The 16,795-nt window shown below is 32.2% G+C and carries 17 protein-coding genes; all 17 read left to right on the top strand.

Annotated elements, in window-relative coordinates:
- Window positions 1-13 precede the first annotated feature (13 nt).
- The 17 genes from G9C87_RS08340 to G9C87_RS08260 all read left to right on the top strand — a co-directional run bounded on the left by G9C87_RS08340 (window position 14) and on the right by G9C87_RS08260 (window position 16,754).
- On the top strand, window positions 14-1,477 hold the full coding sequence (locus G9C87_RS08340; RefSeq protein ID WP_172280037.1) for an oligosaccharide flippase family protein: 1,464 nt from the start codon (window positions 14-16) through the stop codon (window positions 1,475-1,477).
- 4 nt (window positions 1,478-1,481) lie between these two features.
- On the top strand, window positions 1,482-2,636 hold the full coding sequence (locus tag G9C87_RS08335; protein WP_172280035.1) for a polysaccharide pyruvyl transferase family protein: 1,155 nt from the start codon (window positions 1,482-1,484) through the stop codon (window positions 2,634-2,636).
- Window positions 2,636-3,835: a hypothetical protein gene (locus tag G9C87_RS08330; RefSeq protein WP_172280033.1), complete on the top strand. Its 1,200-nt coding sequence runs from the start codon at window positions 2,636-2,638 to the stop codon at window positions 3,833-3,835. The genes G9C87_RS08335 and G9C87_RS08330 overlap by 1 nt, the downstream gene beginning before the upstream one ends.
- Window positions 3,836-3,873: 38 nt before the next feature.
- On the top strand, window positions 3,874-4,995 hold the full coding sequence (locus G9C87_RS08325; protein ID WP_172280031.1) for an EpsG family protein: 1,122 nt from the start codon (window positions 3,874-3,876) through the stop codon (window positions 4,993-4,995).
- Between the two features lie 32 nt (window positions 4,996-5,027).
- Window positions 5,028-5,954, top strand: a complete 927-nt coding sequence (locus G9C87_RS08320) for a hypothetical protein (protein ID WP_172280029.1) — start codon at window positions 5,028-5,030, stop codon at window positions 5,952-5,954.
- Between the two features lie 66 nt (window positions 5,955-6,020).
- Complete coding sequence (locus G9C87_RS08315; RefSeq protein ID WP_172280027.1) at window positions 6,021-7,085, top strand: glycosyltransferase family 4 protein; 1,065 nt, start codon at window positions 6,021-6,023, stop codon at window positions 7,083-7,085.
- Between the two features lie 4 nt (window positions 7,086-7,089).
- A complete protein-coding gene (locus tag G9C87_RS20945; protein ID WP_306613945.1) occupies window positions 7,090-7,626 on the top strand; it encodes a CatB-related O-acetyltransferase in 537 nt (178 codons plus the stop codon).
- Complete coding sequence (locus tag G9C87_RS08305) at window positions 7,626-8,660, top strand: polysaccharide biosynthesis protein (protein WP_172280025.1); 1,035 nt, start codon at window positions 7,626-7,628, stop codon at window positions 8,658-8,660. The genes G9C87_RS20945 and G9C87_RS08305 overlap by 1 nt, the downstream gene beginning before the upstream one ends.
- Window positions 8,661-8,708: 48 nt before the next feature.
- Window positions 8,709-9,113: a WxcM-like domain-containing protein gene (locus tag G9C87_RS08300; protein ID WP_172280023.1), complete on the top strand. Its 405-nt coding sequence runs from the start codon at window positions 8,709-8,711 to the stop codon at window positions 9,111-9,113.
- Window positions 9,114-9,171: 58 nt separating this feature from the next.
- Window positions 9,172-10,290, top strand: coding sequence for an NAD-dependent epimerase/dehydratase family protein (locus G9C87_RS08295; protein ID WP_172280022.1), 1,119 nt, complete (start codon window positions 9,172-9,174; stop codon window positions 10,288-10,290).
- Between the two features lie 11 nt (window positions 10,291-10,301).
- The gene (gene wecB / locus G9C87_RS08290) at window positions 10,302-11,438 is read left to right on the top strand and encodes a non-hydrolyzing UDP-N-acetylglucosamine 2-epimerase (RefSeq protein WP_172280021.1); all 1,137 of its coding nucleotides are present in this window, start codon (window positions 10,302-10,304) and stop codon (window positions 11,436-11,438) included.
- 4 nt (window positions 11,439-11,442) lie between these two features.
- Entirely contained in the window at window positions 11,443-12,651 is a 1,209-nt protein-coding gene (locus G9C87_RS08285; protein ID WP_172280020.1) for a glycosyltransferase family 4 protein, read from the top strand.
- 28 nt (window positions 12,652-12,679) lie between these two features.
- Window positions 12,680-13,582 (top strand): NAD-dependent epimerase/dehydratase family protein, encoded by a 903-nt coding sequence (locus G9C87_RS08280; protein WP_172280019.1) that lies wholly within the window; start codon window positions 12,680-12,682, stop codon window positions 13,580-13,582.
- 30 nt (window positions 13,583-13,612) lie between these two features.
- The gene (locus G9C87_RS08275; protein WP_172280018.1) at window positions 13,613-14,164 is read left to right on the top strand and encodes a sugar transferase; all 552 of its coding nucleotides are present in this window, start codon (window positions 13,613-13,615) and stop codon (window positions 14,162-14,164) included.
- A 97-nt stretch (window positions 14,165-14,261) separates the two neighbouring features.
- Window positions 14,262-15,401 carry a DegT/DnrJ/EryC1/StrS family aminotransferase gene (locus G9C87_RS08270; RefSeq protein WP_172280017.1) on the top strand — a complete coding sequence of 380 codons (1,140 nt, stop codon included), beginning with the start codon at window positions 14,262-14,264 and terminating at the stop codon, window positions 15,399-15,401.
- Window positions 15,402-15,513: 112 nt separating this feature from the next.
- Complete coding sequence (locus tag G9C87_RS08265) at window positions 15,514-16,098, top strand: sugar transferase (RefSeq protein WP_228456986.1); 585 nt, start codon at window positions 15,514-15,516, stop codon at window positions 16,096-16,098.
- A gap of 29 nt (window positions 16,099-16,127) precedes the next feature.
- On the top strand, window positions 16,128-16,754 hold the full coding sequence (locus G9C87_RS08260; protein WP_172280016.1) for a DUF3575 domain-containing protein: 627 nt from the start codon (window positions 16,128-16,130) through the stop codon (window positions 16,752-16,754).
- The last annotated feature ends 41 nt before the right edge of the window (window positions 16,755-16,795 follow it).

The raw sequence follows: 16,795 nt of genomic DNA, 5'->3' as shown, positions 1-16,795 counted from the left end.
TCATTAATATTTAATGATAAAAATTAAAAATCTTATTAACGATTTTAAAAAAAATACGCTTATAAAAGGTATTTTTTGGTCTTTCTTAGGAGTAATAGCCTCTAAAGGATTAGGCTTTCTAGCAATGTTTTTTGTTGCAAGAGAATTGTCCGTAGCTGATTTTGGTAATATAGGGATTCTACAATCCTATATTACCACTTTTTCATTGCTAAGTCTTGCAAGCTTTGGAGTTACTGCCACTAAATACATTGCTATAAATCTTCATGAAAATAAGAGAAAAACAAGTGAAATATTTTCTTTAGTACGATTATCTTCTTTTTTACTAGCCATACTTGTGTTAGTGTTTTCTTTATTTTTTAATAAGGAGCTTTGTGTATTATTGACAGGTAAAGAAGAAATATGGCAACCTATGTTGTATTGTTCTATTGCTATTTTATTTTCTTCTCTAAATGGTTTGCAAACCGGTGCATTGGCAGGATTTGAAAACTTTAAATCCATTTCTATAATTAATATTGTAAATGGATTATTATCCTTTCCTTTAATTATTATACTAACGGAAAGATATGGAGTGAATGGATTTGCTTTTGCGCTTCTGATCACAAACTTTTCTATATGGCTATGTTCCGCGATATTACTACGAAGAGTATGCAAAGAACATGGAATATGGTTTTCTCTTGACAATATAAAATCAAATTTTGATATTATACTAAAATTTAGCTTACCTGCATTCATTAGCAGTTTAATGGTTAACCCAATTATTTTAATTTGTAATAGTATATTAATAAAGAGAAATCATAATGGTTTATACGAAATGGGGATTTTTAATGCCAGCAATAACTACTCACAAATTTCAATGATTTTATTGAGTATTATTGGACAGGTTTTTTATCCTTACGCTATGAAAAACTTTGGAAATGGAAATAAAAAGTTTGAATTTCTAAATATAATCCATCCGATGTTTTTTGGTTTAATTATATGTCTGCCAACTGTTTTTTTACCTGAGGTGTTTTCCTCTTTATTTGGATCACAGTATCATAACAATGATATGTATATTACGACAATATTAGTTTCTATATTTACTATTATAAATTCACAAAAACAGGGTATTGCCAGAAATTTTGCTGCAGGTAATTTCATGTGGTTTAGTGTTTTTAGTAATGGTTTCTGGGGTATTACGGCAATAGCATTCAGTTACTTACTTGTTGATTATGGAGCCATTGGCAGAGGAGTTGCCTTTGTGATTGCTTATTTTTTAAACACCGTATTATTTATTCCTTATTTTATTAAAAATAAACTGGTAAATAAGAAACTGGTGCTAACATGGTATAATCTATTATACTTTGGAATTGTACTTGGGGGGCTTTTTCTTTTTAAAATGAATGTCTCCGTAATTATTAGAGTGGTTTTATTGGTGGTGAGTTTATTATTGGTATTACTTACAATTAAGCGGTGGTATAATGTTTATATAAAGAATTGAACAAATGCAGAGAAATAGAAAAATCGACATATTAATTAAAGGAGCGTATGGAGATGCGAATGTAGGTGATGATTTATTGTTAGAAATGACTTTGGATCTACTTTCTCATGTTAATCGAAATATAGATGCAAAGATTGTTTGTAAAAAGGAAAAATATATTAAACAGCAATTCAGCAATGCCAAATTTCTAAGTTTAGCAGCATCTCGTTTTGAGTCAGCTGATGTTTATATTTTAGGTGGTGGAACCCAGTTCTTTTCATTTGAAAAGTCACAAAGAGACATATCATTAAGCTCCAGATACCAACTTTATTTTAATCTTTTATTAAAAGAACCATCTTTGTTGATCAGCTTTTTAACTTCAAAAGGTAAAAAGAAAAAAGATATCAAATTAAAACTGGCTTTAGGAATAGGGCTTGGACCTTTTGGTACAGAGAAGGATGAAGTTAATGTTAAGAATGACTTGGCATTGTATGATAAAATTTATTGCAGAGATAGTATTTCATTGCAATATTTAGAAAAATGGGATTTAAAAAACAGGCAATTTGGAGCAGATCTATGCCTAACGGACTTGTTCAAGAATAAATATCCATTAAATCATGAAGCCACTAAAGAAGACAGGCTAAAGCTTGGAGTAGTACTTAGAGATTGGCCTCATAACAATACAGGAGAACTCATTAACAGTAAAATCTTTAATTGGTTACCTGAACAAAAAGATTTCGAGAGAAATTTATTCATGTTTTCTGAATCAAAAGATGATGTATTAATTCAACAGGTTAAAAAAAGATCTGATTTAGGAATAAGGAATCTCATTATCTGGCACCCCTTAAAGTACAAATTTGTAGAGTTTTATGTGTATTTAAATGAATGTGATATTTTAATTACATCTCGTTATCATGCTGCAATTTTTGCTCTTAATCTGGGAATACCAACTATATGTTTAGGAATTGATCCAAAACTAAAAGCGCTTTGTGACGAAGTTAGTGGATTTTATTATTGGAATCCTGAAGAAGAAATCTCTGTTCTGGATAAATACATACAAAATATAAAAGGTAATTATCAGCAACATCAAGAGAATATAAGAAATAGCTATAAAACTCTTAATGCCAGAGCAAACGCAATGGTGGAAGATGTATTGAATGTTTTAAGAAATTTTGAATAATGTCAAAGAAAGTACTTTTTATTGCACCCAGTTCATATCCGGTTAATTCTCCTGAAGCTATTGTTAACATTAAGCTGCTGGAATTATTAAGTAATAATGGATATAAAATCGACCTCATTTCTAAAAAAATAAAATGGAGTAATTATCCTTCCACTCAGTCTTTAGAAGATTTAAATGTCAAAATTAATAGAAGTATCGTTGTAGAAGTAGATAACAAATTTACCTTAAAAACACTATTTCAGCATTTATACGTTTATTTTTTGTTTGGAACAGTATTTAAAGGAGCTCACTGGGCCTATGAAGTCATTTTTAATAATAAGTCATTTTTTAAAAATGAAAAATACGATTATGTTATTACAAAAGATACGCCTAGTTTTTTAATCGGATATTATCTTAAAAAGAAACTGGGGTTAAAATGGATTTCTACATGGAATGATCCGTATCCGCCACTTAAATATCCAGTTCCTTATGGTGGAGGATTAGATGCCAAGATGTCGTTTTATAACAAAGGTATTATTACTATAATGGATTTTGCAGATAAGCATATTTTCCCTAATGAACGGTTAAGAGATTACATGTTGAATTATCTTAATCCCGATAAGTCAAAGACTGTAATAATTCCTCATTTGGCATATGAGCCAATTATTGGAAAAAAAGAAAACAACGGGAAGTTAAGATTAATTCATTCTGGAAATGTTCGATCTCCGCGTGATCCTAAGATTGTTGTTCAGGCATTTGCCAAGTTCATTGCAGAAAGTGGTGCAAAAGATATTACTCTTGATTTTATAGGAATATTTGATAATGATTTGAAGGAATTAATTAAAAATGTGGAAGGTAACAATCAAATCAATCTGTTACCTCCTGTAGAATACAAAAAGAGTTTAGAACTTTTAAAAGAGTACGATGTAGCGTTAATAATTGAAGCACCTTGTGATGAAGGTATTTTTCTGCCTACTAAAGTTGGTGATTATATGTCTCACAATACGCCGATATTTAGCATTAGTCCTTCAATTGGTGTTTTAAATGATCTTTACCAAAAAAATGATGTACAATATTTTGCGGATATTAGTGATCAGAGTATGATATATAATGAATTTAAAAAAATTTATAATGATTATAAAAATGGCCAACTAAAAAATAGTAGCTTTAATCACACTTATGGTAAAGAGTATATTTTGAATTTATATAATACATTATAATGCTTTTCTATATTGTAACATTCTTGTTGTGTATCATTATGGATAATCTACCCGATAGAAAACATATATTGGGTAAGAAGCTATTTCTTGTATGGATATATATATTTTTATGTTTTGGCTATACTGTTGGAACAGACTGGAGACATTATGAAGACTTATATAATTTTGCTACAGATAAAGACCTTTTAAGAAGAGATTATGAGCAGGGATTTTATTATCTCATATACTTGATACGACATATTATACCTGATTTTTGGTTGTTTCTTGGACTTGTAAAATGTCTCTATTTATATTCAGTTATAAAATTCATAAAAAGATTTATTAAAGGTGAGTTTTTACCGATTGGGATTATGCTTAATTATAACCTCCTTTTTATGCTGATTGATAATCCTTTAAGGTTTATGTGTGGGTCAGTTATATTAGTTTGGAGTACAGTATATTTACTGGATAAGAAGTATGTTAAATTTATTATTGTTGCATTATTAGGACTTTTATTTCACATTTCATTAATTGCTCCAATTTTATTATCCTTACTAGTTGTATTTAGGAAAAAAATGATATATCGGTCAAATGTTACTTTATCAATTTGGTATATTATAGCTTGTATTATAGGTTTTTTTCCACAAATTTTAAATGAGTTTTCAAATTATTTTGCCTCTTTGTTTCCAACAATAGCATATAAGTTATTAAATGTTTATGTAGCGGAATCTAATAACGCAATATTCACTATTGGTTCATTGATTATGTTTTTCTTATTCTTCGTTTTGTTACGTTATAGAAAAGCAATTTTAAATAATCCTCATGGTGATATACTGTATTTTTTTGCATTATTATACATGTATTTATTTAGGATTTTATTGATCTTTCCAACAGGCTTTAGAATTACTTTATATTTTGGACTATTTTTTGCCGTTTGTTTAGCAATAATTATAAAATCTGCAAATTTCAAAATTAAATACTCTCTTTATCTATTAATAGGCTTAACTATTTTTAAAACAATTTGGAGTAGTTATCAATATCTCCCTTATACCAACAGTATATATCATATTTTGTCATCAGATCACCTACCAAAAAGTTATAGAAGCAATCTCAATAAGAATGCATATCACAAACGTACAGGAGAGACAATAAAAGAGAAAAGTATAAATATACCAGATTAAACGTTTATAAGAAATAATTAAATTTTATAACAATGCAAACAACAAAATACTTAAAATTAAACAGTCCATTGTTATTTTTAATAACAATCATATTGTTGGTATTTTCAAACAGAATGTATGGGCAACAACCTAAATTATACATAGGAATGACCGGCCTGAATCAATTGCAGGAGACATACATTAAACAGAATGGGTTAGAAAAAGCAATTATCTTTTATCAAAAAGATGTTACAACAGATGGAAGTAATCTTGATGTTGAATTATTTACAAAGAATATTAATGATAAGACATCTGCTGGAAGTACTGGGATTGCAGTTATTGATTGGGAAGGTCCTGCCATTAAAGCAATTTCAGGTTCTGATGATAAAAGTGCCAATTTGGCTATCCAGCAGTTCGTTAAAGCTGTTGAAACAGCTAAGAAACTTCGTCCCAATTTAAAATGGGGGTTTTATGGATTACCTGTTAGAACCTTCAAAGGAAACAGTAGTGGATGGAAAGATGTAAATGCGAGGCTGGCTCCGGTTTTTAACGCTGTAGATATTATAGCTCCTTCTTTATATATGTATAATGCTAATCCAAGAGTATATAATGCCCGATCTCCAATATTAGAAGTGGGAAGTGGGGATTATTTATATACTAACCTTGATTATGCTTTAGAGGTAGGTAAAAAGTACAATAAAGACGTTTATCCATTTATATGGCAAAAGAGAAATTCAGGAAACTCCAATATGGCGATGTCACTTATTCCAATCGATATTTTTAAAAATTATTATAAGATGATCACCTCTCGTGTTTCTTCCGGGAAAAAAGTAAGTGGTGTAATATGGTGGGATAGTCAAAAGTATTTTTATTTAAATAGACAAAAATACCCAGCACTTCAGAAAGAATATTCAAATGTAAAAGACGTTGAACAATATGATTTAGATGTTTTTAAAACATATTATAATGCAACTAAATAATTCTAAATTTTAAACCAATAGAGGGCATTTCGGATTAAATTTTCCGATGAATAATATTAAAAAAATATGAAAACCAAAGTTTTAATCATTTACAACAAAGTATGGTCTTATCGAGAAAGAATTTTTGAACTGATCAATGAAGAGTTTGACCTAACTGTTGCCTATTCTGATGAGAAATTTAAAAATAAAAAGTTTTCTTTTAAAACAATGTATCTGCCCGTTAAAAAAGCAGGACCTTTTGAGCTTCATAAAGATAATTTGTACAATATTGCATCTCAATATGATGTGGTAATTGGATTATCTAATCTCAGATGGATTAGTCTTATGTTACTTTGCTTAAGAAGAAATAGAAAATATAAGATTGGATATTGGGGAATCGGAGTGACTGCTTCATATGAAAATAGTTTTGACTCTAAAACGACATGGGATAAATTTAGGTACTATATTTCAAGAAAATCTGATTTTACGCTATTTTATAGTTCTTATCCGTTGGAAAGATATATAAAAGCAGGAATTCCTGAAGAAAAACTGTTTGTGGCTCATAATACTACAGAAGTTGAAAATGTAATTAAATCAGATGTTAACAATAAAAAAGATTTTCTTTTTGTTGGAACATTGTATCCGCAGAAGGGAATAGGAGAGTTACTTGAAGCATATTATCTATTGTACACAAAAAGGAACGATTGCCCTAAATTATTAATTGTAGGAGATGGCCCGGAAAAAGAGAAAATTATAGAATTTATTAAGGAAAAGAACATAGCGGATAAAATTGTATTGTTTGGAAGTATTTATGATGCTAAAGAACTTTCTAAAATATTTGCTGAATCCATCGCATGTATATCACCTAATCAGGCAGGTTTATCCGTTCTAAACTCTATGGGTAATAGTACTTCATTCGTAACGAGAGAGGACGCTATTACGGGAGGTGAAATTTTTAATATAAAAAATAAATATAACGGTATAATATACAAAGAGCAGGAGAACTTGGCAGATGTAATGGAATGGATTATCAATAATAATGAGCAAGTTCATAAAATGAATGAAAATGCATATAACCATTACATCAATAATAGAACTCCTGAAATGATGGCCAATGAAATTAAAAGAGCTATTAATAAATCTTTAAGCTAAATCAATGAAAGGGATAATCCGACAACTATACAGAGACTTAAAAATGAGATTTTTTAGATTATCTTATGGACTCAAAAATGTACATAAAACATTTTATATGGGGGGAAAGTCAGAGATATCGGGAGACCTGCAAGCCGGAGAATACTCTTACATCGGACCAGGGTGTGTAATCTATCCCAAAGTTAAAATCGGGAGATATACAATGCTGGCTCCTCAAGTTAAGATTGTTGGAGGAGATCATTACTATAAGAATCCAAATAAACCAATCATTTTTTCTGGTAGAGAAGCAGAATTAGAGACCATAATAGGAGATGACGCATGGATTGGGTATGGTGCTTTTATAAGCAGAGGTGTTAAAATTGGTAATGGAGCAATTATTGCTGCTTACTCTGTTGTTACAAAAGATGTAGAGCCATATACAATTGTTGGAGGTTCTCCAGCTAAGTTTATTAAATATAGATTTACTGAAGAAGAAATTGATGAGCACAAAAAAATGCTAAAAGAAAATTTAGAAATAACGATTAACGACTATACAAAGTAATGCAAGGAATTAAAGATAAAGTATTATTAATAACAGGCGGTACAGGATCTTTTGGAACTGCTGTTTTAAATCGATTTTTACAAACGGATCATTTTAAAGAAATCCGTATATTTTCTCGTGATGAGAAAAAACAAGATGATATGCGTAACCTATATAAAAATGAAAAAATAAAATATTATATAGGTGATGTAAGAGACTATAATTCTGTAGAACCGGCAACAAGAGGAGTGGATTATATTTTTCACGCTGCTGCATTGAAACAGGTTCCTTCATGTGAATTTTTCCCTATGCAGGCTGTAAAAACTAATGTAGAAGGAACTCAAAATGTTATTCTTGCCGCTGCAGCAAACAAAGTTTTAAAGGTTATTTGTTTATCAACAGATAAAGCTGCTTACCCTATTAATGCAATGGGAATATCCAAAGCTATGATGGAGAAAGTAGCAGTAGCAGAAGCTCGTAATTTAAAAGATACTACAGTTTGCTTAACACGCTACGGAAATGTGATGGCTTCCAGAGGATCTGTTATTCCTTTATTTTTAAATCAAATTCAAAAGGGAGAGCCCATAACAATTACAGATCCCAATATGTCTCGTTTTTTCATGTCCTTAGAAGATGCTGTAGATCTGGTATTATTTGCTTTTGAAAATGCCAATCCGGGGGATCTCTTTGTAAACAAGGCTCCTGCAGGTAGTATTGGAGATTTAGCAAAAGCACTAATTGAATTGACAGGTAAAGAAGTCCCTGTTAAGATTATTGGGACACGTCATGGTGAAAAGCTTTACGAAACACTATGCACTCGTGAGGAAATGATCAAAGCAGAAGATATGGGGGATTTTTACCGTATTCCTGCAGATAATCGTGATTTGAACTATGCGAAATACTTCTCTGAAGGAGAAGAAGATATATCCAGAATAGAAGACTATCATTCTCATAATACAGAACAACAAGGTGTAGAAGGTTTAAAAAAATTGATATCTACTCTTCCGCTAATAAGGAAAGAAGTTTTTGGAGAGGATGTTATGCAATATCCTTAGAATTTATCAATTAAAATTAGAGTTCAAACAATTATCAAAATATAGTTGATGATATTAAAAGGAAACAGGCACGAAGATATAAGAGGCATTATAACCTATAACAATGAGTTTGATGCTACGAAAATTAAACGTATTTATACAATAGAAAATCACTCAACTGAATTTGTCAGAGGGTGGCAGGGGCATAAAATTGAACAACGTTGGTTTGCTTGTATGAAAGGGAAATTTGAAATATCTGTTATCGTAATAGATGATTTTGACAATCCTTCAACAAATGCGAAAATAAATAAATATATACTTTCTTCAGAAGCCTTAACCTATCTGCATATTCATGCTGGTTGTTTAACTGCTATCCAAAGCTTGGAAGAAGAAAGCAAACTGCTTGTCTTAGCTGATTATGAATTGGGTGAGATTGAAGATGAGTATCGGTTTGAATTAAATTATTTTAAATAAAGTAATAATCTTAAACAATTAATAACAGATAACCAATATTTGTTTTAAAAATAATTAAATGAAAAAAGTTGGAATTACTGGACAAAATGGCTTTGTTGGTCGTCACTTATATAATACTTTAGGATTATTTCCAGAGGAATTTGAGCGCGTTGAATTTAAAAAAGAATTTTTTGAAAGTCAGGAGAAGCTAGATGATTTCGTTTCTAAATGTGATGTTATTGTTCATTTAGCGGCGATGAACCGTCATGAAAGTGAGCAAGTGATTTATGAAACCAATGTAGCCCTAGCTCAAAATTTAGTAAGCTCATTAAAGCGTACAAATTCCAGGGCGCATGTCCTGATCTCATCTTCAACACAAGAGGAAAGAGATAATTTGTATGGCAAATCAAAACGTGAGGGTAGGGAAGCAATTATCAATTGGGCGAAGGCAAATGATGGTAAAGTAACAGGTTTGATCATTCCAAATGTTTTCGGAGCTTTTGGCAAGCCTTTTTATAATTCATTTGTTGCTACATTCTGCTATCAATTAACACATGGAGAAACGCCCAATATTGCAAACGATGGTGAAGTTAAACTAATTTATGTTCAGGAACTTGTTGATCGTATTATTAAAGAAATCCGTTCAGGACAAAGTACCGAAGAACTTTTTATAGAAGCTACTGCGTCCAGAAAAGTATCTGAGGTGTTGGAGCTGCTTAATCAATTCAAAAGTTTGTATTTTGAGAATGGTGAGATTCCTGCTATAAAGGATTCTTTTGAACATAATTTATTTAATACTTATCGTTCTTATATTGATTATAAAACGCACTACCCGGTAAAGTTTATCCAACATACAGATCCCAGAGGTGCTTTTGTTGAAATCATCCGGTTAGGCATCGGAGGGCAATGTTCATTTTCAACTACAGTGCCTAATATCACAAGAGGAAATCATTTTCATACTAGAAAAATCGAACGTTTTGCTGTAATTAAAGGAAAAGCATTAATTCAGCTAAGAAAAATAGATTCTGATGAAGTCCTTGATTTTTATCTGGACGGGTCGGATCCTGCATACGTGGATATGCCGATATGGTATACCCACAATATTAAGAATATTGGTGAAGAAGAATTGTACACTATTTTCTGGATCAATGAAGCATATAATCCAGAAGATGCCGACACCTATTTTGTAGAAGTTTAAAATATTAATTAATGAAAAAATTAAAAGTAATGACGGTTGTTGGAACACGACCGGAAATTATTAGATTATCAAGAGTATTATCCGCTTTGGATGCATCTGAAGCAATAGAACATATCATCGTTCATACGGGTCAGAATTATGACTATGAACTTAATCAGATTTTCTTTGACGATCTGGGATTAAGGAAACCTGATTATTTTTTGGAAGCAGCTGGCAAAACAGCAACAGAAACTATAGGAAATATCCTTATTAAAATAGATCCTTTGCTGGAAGAGCTAAAACCAGAGGCTTTCCTTGTTCTTGGAGATACGAACTCCTGCTTGTGTGCAATTCCTGCAAAAAAAAGACACATTCCTATTTTCCACATGGAGGCAGGGAACAGGTGTTTTGATCAAAGAGTACCTGAAGAAACCAATCGTAAGATTGTAGATCACACAGCTGATGTGAATCTTACATATTCGGATATTGCAAGAGAATATTTATTGCGTGAAGGACTACCTGCTGACAGAATTATTAAAACAGGGTCGCCAATGTACGAGGTACTGAATCATTATCTCCCTGAAATAAATGCTTCCGATGTCCTTGAAAAGCTTAACCTTGAAGAAGGAAAATTCTTTGTAGTATCTTCTCATCGTGAAGAAAATATTAATTCTGAAAAAAACTTCAGAGGACTTATAGATTCATTAAATGCCATTGCAGAACATTATCAGTATCCTATCATTGTTTCTACTCATCCAAGAACCAGAAATATGATTGATAAGATGAAAATAGAGGTTCGTCCTGAAATTCAGTTTTTAAAACCGCTTGGTTTTCACGATTATAATGCTCTTCAAAAACGTTCTTATGCTGTATTATCAGACTCAGGAACAATTTCAGAGGAATCTTCAATTCTTAACTTTAGAGCTCTCAACATACGTCAGGCTCATGAAAGACCCGAAGCTATGGAAGAAGCCAGTGTAATGATGGTAGGCTTATCTCCGGAGCGCATCATGCAAGGGCTTGTGCAGGTACAACAACAGAGTATTGGGCAGCAACGTAATTTCAGACCTGTTGCCGATTATTCGATGCCTAATGTATCTGAAAAAGTAGTAAGAATTATCATCTCATATACGGATTACATCAAGAGAGTAGTTTGGAGCGAAGAATAAACTTATGAATATTCTTATAATAACACAGTATTTTTATCCGGAAAATTTCAAAAGTAATGACCTCGCTTTTGAACTAAAAAAGAAAGGTCACGATGTTACTGTATTGACGGGACTTCCCAATTATCCTGAGGGTAAGATCTTTGAAGGGTACGGTGTTTTTAAAAATAGAAAACAAATTGTTAACGGTGTAAAAGTAATAAGATCACTACTTCTTCCCAGAGGGAAAGGAGGCGGAATACGGCTATTTATCAACTATTATAGTTTTGCTGTTTTTGCTTCGATTAAAGCCTTTTTAATGGGTTTTAATAATAAGTTTGATGCTATTATTGTACACGAACCGTCTCCAATAACACAGTATTATCCTGCTCTTCTCATGAATAAAATATGGAAGACACCGGTTTATTTCTGGGTTATGGATCTATGGCCTGAAAGTTTATCCATCGCGGGTGGAGTAAAAAACAAATGGATATTGAATTATTATGAAAATGTTATCAAAAGATTTTATAAGAATTCAGAGAAAATTTTGATTACTTCCCAGGGATTTAGAAAGTCAATTAATCAGAAAGGAAATTTTGATGACAAAATCATTTATTTTCCTAACTGGGCAGAAGATACGATATCAGAAGGGAATAAAGATTTTTCCATTCCATCCTTACCCGATGGATTTAAAGTGATGTTTGCTGGAAATATCGGAGAAGCACAGGATCTGGACAATATTGTAAAGGCAGCTTTGGAACTCAGAGACAAAAAGGATATTAAATTTATACTGGTAGGAGATGGCCGGAAAATGCCTTTCGTAAAAGAATTTATAGAAGAACATCAGTTACAGGAAACGGTTTTTACAATGGGTAGGTTTCCTGTAGAAGCAATGTCCAGTTTTTTTGATAAAGCTGATGTGATGCTTGTTACTCTGAAAGATGATCCGATATTTAACCTTACAGTGCCTGCGAAATTACAGGCCTACATGAGTGCTTCCAAACCTGTTATTGCAATGCTGAATGGAGAAGGGGCAGATAATGTCAAAGAGGCCGATTGTGGGTTTACAGTTTCTGCGGGAGATTATCAATCGCTTGCAAATACCATTTTAAAGGCTTCCGGTTTATCAAAAGAAGTACTTACGCAATTAGGAGAAAATAGCAGGAGGTATTATGAGGATAATTTCAGAATGTCCAGTTGTATATCCAATTTAGAAAATATCATCAAAGGAAAATAATATCCTTTGTCAGATTAAAAAATATAGTATGAATATAACGATCACCGGTGCATCTGGGTTTGTAGGTAAAAACCTTTCAACGTTCTTAGAATCAAAGGATCATCATGTTACTTCCTTATCTCTCCGAAATGAAAATTGGAGAAATGAATTTCCTATGAATGGTGATGCAATAATCCATCTCGCAGGGAAGGCACATGATACATCCAACACTTCTGATGACCAGGAGTATTATAAAATAAACAGGGATCTGACAATTGAATTATTTAACAAATTCTTAAACTCAGAAATTAAAGAGTTTTTTTACTTTAGCTCAGTAAAAGCTGTAGCAGATAGAGTAGATCATGTTTTAACTGAAGAAGCTGAAGCAAACCCTTATACTCCATATGGGAAATCCAAGAAAGAAGCTGAAGAATATATTTTTAATCAATCTTTACCAGAAGGGAAAAAAATATATATTATTCGTCCATGTATGATCCATGGTCCCGGAAATAAGGGGAATCTGAATTTATTGTATAAAGTGGTAAAAAAAGGATTACCATGGCCTTTAGCTGCATTTGGGAATAAGAGGTCCTTTTTAAGTATTGATAACCTCAACTTCCTTGTCAATGAAATCCTCATGAATAAAAATGTATCCTCAGGGATTTATAATTTCGCAGATGATGATGCTATATCGACAAATGATCTCATCAGGACAATTAATTCTGCAGTAAATAAAAAAGCAAAGTTGTGGAGTATATCTAAAACAATGATTGAAGGAATGGCTAAATTGGGGGATAAATTACATTTACCCCTAAATTCAGAACGCTTAAAAAAGCTTACGGAATCTTATGTCGTTTCCAATCAGAAGATAAAAACAGAGCTAAAAATTAAATCTTTGCCTGTAACAGTTCAGGAGGGATTAACAAAGACCATTCAAAGTTTTAATATTTAATTAAAATCAACTTTTAAACATTTTATTATAATGATACGCGTACTTGATTTCTTGTTCTCTTTTTTTGGAATTCTATTCTTATGGCCAATAGGGGTAATATTGTATATTATCGGTTTATTTGACACCGGCTCTCCTATATTCTTCCAGGAAAGAGTGGGGAAGCAAAAAAGGCCATTTAAATTAATGAAGTTCAGAACGATGCATGTGAATACAAAATCTGTAGCAACGCATCTTTCAAGTACATCTTCTGTAACTAAATTCGGAGGATTTTTACGTAAGTCTAAGCTGGATGAACTTCCTCAGCTTATTAATGTTTTAAAAGGGGATATGAGTCTTGTAGGTCCTCGACCTAACCTTTTTAATCAAACAGATTTGATTGAAGAGAGAGATAAAAGAGGGGTTTATAATTTCCTTCCTGGGATCACAGGTCTGGCTCAAATCAACGAAATTGATATGTCAACACCGGTTGAATTGGCAGAAAAAGACGCTGAAATGCTTAAAAATCTAACGGTATCGGATTACTTAAAATATATTTTTGCCACAGTTGGTGGAAAAGGTCAGGGAGACAGGATCAAAAAATAAATCTATTTTACTAAAAAAATACTAGTATTTCCATAAGTGAAAAAATGAATGTCAAAATTCAGTAGGAAAAGTTATATTTGCTTCTCAATAACACACGATGCACGATAAAATTTGGCTTTCCCCTCCTCATCTTTCAGGAAATGAATTGGAATTCATTGATGATGCTTTTCAGAAAAACTGGGTTACCTCAATAGGCAATAATATTGATGAATTTGAAAATGATCTAAGGAGCTTTCTTGGAGGCAATATTGAAGTTTGTGCCCTGAATTCTGCTACTTCAGCAATACATTTGGCTCTTATGCTTTTAGGGGTAGGTAATGAGGATGATGTTTTGACCTCAACTTTCTCTTTTGTTGCTTCAGCCAATCCGATTATCTATTGTAATGCCAATCCTGTTTTTATTGATAGCGAACCGGAAACATGGAATATGTGCCCTGATACCTTGGAAGAGGCTATTAAAGACAGACTTTTACAAGAAAAAAAAATCAAAGCTATTATTGTTGTACACCTTTATGGAATGCCTGCCAAAATGGATGAAATTTTATCTATTGCAGAAAAATATAAGATCCCGGTGATAGAAGATGCTGCGGAATCACTTGGATCCAGATATAAAGGTAAACCTTGTGGTGGCTTTGGTCAATTTGGTATCATATCCTTTAATGGGAATAAAATTATTACAACATCTGGTGGAGGGACATTGATATGCCATTCTAAAGAAGATAAGAATAAGGCGATATTTTTGTCCACACAGGCCAGAGATGATGCTCCTCATTATCAGCATTCAAGTACAGGATATAATTATAGAATGAGTAATATTATTGCAGGAATAGGACGTGGACAAATGAAAGTTCTAAATGATAGGATTCAGGCAAGAAGAGGTATTCATAATTTTTATACTGCTCTATTTGAAAATATAGACGGAGTTGATGTTTTTACAGAACCTAATGAAGATTTCTACTCGAATCATTGGCTATCTGCAATCACAATAAATTCTGAAAAAACGGGAAAAACAAGAGAGGATTTACGTCTCGCTCTTCTTAATGATAATATAGAATCAAGACCACTCTGGAAGCCTTTGCATTTACAGCCTGTCTTTTCAAACTTTCCATATTATGGAAGACAAACAGCTGAGAACCTCTTTAATTCGGGGCTTTGTTTACCTTCCGGATCTAACCTTTCCATTGAGCATAAAGAAAGGATTGCTAGAGTTTTAAAAGATTTTTTCAAGCACAGTTGATTCTAAAATATGTCACAGTCATTGTATGTAAACTCCAGGTGAATATTTTTTTAATAAAGCGGTACACTTTGCTTATTTTTCTCATATTAGAGACATATTTCATATATTTGTAATGAATCCAGAGATTGTGAAAAAATACCCTATTTGGAAGATGTTGATGGACTACAGCATAGCTTTTTTTGCTGTCATTCTTTTATTACCTCTGTTTTTTTTATTAGTAATTATAGCTTCTATAGATACCGGTTTCCCTGGGATCTTTGTTCAGAAGCGAATAGGTTTGAATGGTGAAATTTTTAATGTCTACAAATTCAGAACATTGGATCCTAAAACATCTCGAAAATCAAGGATCGGCCTATGGCTGAGAAAATATAAACTGGATGAGCTTCCTCAGTTAATTAATATTTTAAAAGGGGATATGTCTTTAGTTGGACCTCGCCCGGATATTCCCGGGTATTATGATAAACTTGAAGGAGAAAATCGTTTTGTTCTGCTTCTTAAACCTGGGCTTACCAGTGAAGCAGGAATTAAATATCGGAATGAAGAACAAATACTTGCTCAGCAGAAAAATCCCTTACAATATAATGATGAGATTTTATTTCCGGATAAAGTAAAAATGAACCTTGATTACTATCATCATCTTTCCTTTAAAAATGACCTTTATATACTCCTCAAGACTTTTTCAGTACTCAAATCATAATATATTAATAAGAAAAATGTTATATTCTAATGAAATCTCTGATTAAAAAACTATGCTTTATAAGCAGCTTATTTCTGGCATCTGTCCTGAATGCACAAATAGAAGTAAAAGTAAACACTCTTTTTGCTCCGATAGGTATCTACAATATTGCCGTTGAAAAGCCAATTACAAATAAGATTTCATTACAAGCCGAAGCGTTTGTTTCCCCATGGAAATCTTTTTCTGGAAGACATTTACAAATGTATGTGGGGACCGTTGAAGGAAGATATTATTTTAAAGAGAATATGAAAAAATGGTATGTCGGGACTTACGTTTCGATGGCCGCATTTAACCTTCAAAAATGGAATTACTGGCATGATAAGCGTGTATTGGACGAAAATGGACACCCTGAAGTATTGCCTGATGGAAGCTTTCGTGTTACGGGACGTTATCAGAAGGGTATTGCTTTTATTTTTGGGATAAGTGGAGGATATCATTTTACAATTAATGATCGTTGGGGTTTGGATCTGTATGCCGGAATAGGGACTACACAATCCTTCTATAAGGGATATTTTAAAGATAATAATCAGAGGTACGAAGGAGCAACCAAATTTAATAAAAGTGGAGAACTGATTCCTACCCGGGGTGGTTTGATGTTGACTTATAAAATAAAATAGCAAGATACATATGTAATTATAATTGCTGATTTATTTATGGT

Origin of the sequence: Chryseobacterium sp. LAM-KRS1 (assembly GCF_013184525.1) — a bacterium.
GTDB classification, from domain to species: domain Bacteria; phylum Bacteroidota; class Bacteroidia; order Flavobacteriales; family Weeksellaceae; genus Chryseobacterium; species Chryseobacterium proteolyticum.
The sequence above is the reverse complement of the archived record's forward strand: the minus strand, read 5'-3'. Positions and strand labels throughout refer to the sequence as shown.

Excerpts from the sequence above, each read along its gene's own strand:
- G9C87_RS08340 (WP_172280037.1), top strand. The coding sequence starts at position 14 with ATGATAAAAATTAAAAATCTTATTAACGATTTTAAAAAAAATACGCTT.
- G9C87_RS08335 (WP_172280035.1), top strand. The coding sequence starts at position 1,482 with ATGCAGAGAAATAGAAAAATCGACATATTAATTAAAGGAGCGTATGGA.
- G9C87_RS08330 (WP_172280033.1), top strand. The coding sequence starts at position 2,636 with ATGTCAAAGAAAGTACTTTTTATTGCACCCAGTTCATATCCGGTTAAT.
- G9C87_RS08325 (WP_172280031.1), top strand. The coding sequence starts at position 3,874 with ATGGATAATCTACCCGATAGAAAACATATATTGGGTAAGAAGCTATTT.
- G9C87_RS08320 (WP_172280029.1), top strand. The coding sequence starts at position 5,028 with ATGCAAACAACAAAATACTTAAAATTAAACAGTCCATTGTTATTTTTA.
- G9C87_RS08315 (WP_172280027.1), top strand. The coding sequence starts at position 6,021 with ATGAAAACCAAAGTTTTAATCATTTACAACAAAGTATGGTCTTATCGA.
- G9C87_RS20945 (WP_306613945.1), top strand. The coding sequence starts at position 7,090 with ATGAAAGGGATAATCCGACAACTATACAGAGACTTAAAAATGAGATTT.
- G9C87_RS08305 (WP_172280025.1), top strand. The coding sequence starts at position 7,626 with ATGCAAGGAATTAAAGATAAAGTATTATTAATAACAGGCGGTACAGGA.
- G9C87_RS08300 (WP_172280023.1), top strand. The coding sequence starts at position 8,709 with ATGATATTAAAAGGAAACAGGCACGAAGATATAAGAGGCATTATAACC.
- G9C87_RS08295 (WP_172280022.1), top strand. The coding sequence starts at position 9,172 with ATGAAAAAAGTTGGAATTACTGGACAAAATGGCTTTGTTGGTCGTCAC.
- wecB (WP_172280021.1), top strand. The coding sequence starts at position 10,302 with ATGAAAAAATTAAAAGTAATGACGGTTGTTGGAACACGACCGGAAATT.
- G9C87_RS08285 (WP_172280020.1), top strand. The coding sequence starts at position 11,443 with ATGAATATTCTTATAATAACACAGTATTTTTATCCGGAAAATTTCAAA.
- G9C87_RS08280 (WP_172280019.1), top strand. The coding sequence starts at position 12,680 with ATGAATATAACGATCACCGGTGCATCTGGGTTTGTAGGTAAAAACCTT.
- G9C87_RS08275 (WP_172280018.1), top strand. The coding sequence starts at position 13,613 with ATGATACGCGTACTTGATTTCTTGTTCTCTTTTTTTGGAATTCTATTC.
- G9C87_RS08270 (WP_172280017.1), top strand. The coding sequence starts at position 14,262 with ATGCACGATAAAATTTGGCTTTCCCCTCCTCATCTTTCAGGAAATGAA.
- G9C87_RS08265 (WP_228456986.1), top strand. The coding sequence starts at position 15,514 with ATGAATCCAGAGATTGTGAAAAAATACCCTATTTGGAAGATGTTGATG.
- G9C87_RS08260 (WP_172280016.1), top strand. The coding sequence starts at position 16,128 with ATGAAATCTCTGATTAAAAAACTATGCTTTATAAGCAGCTTATTTCTG.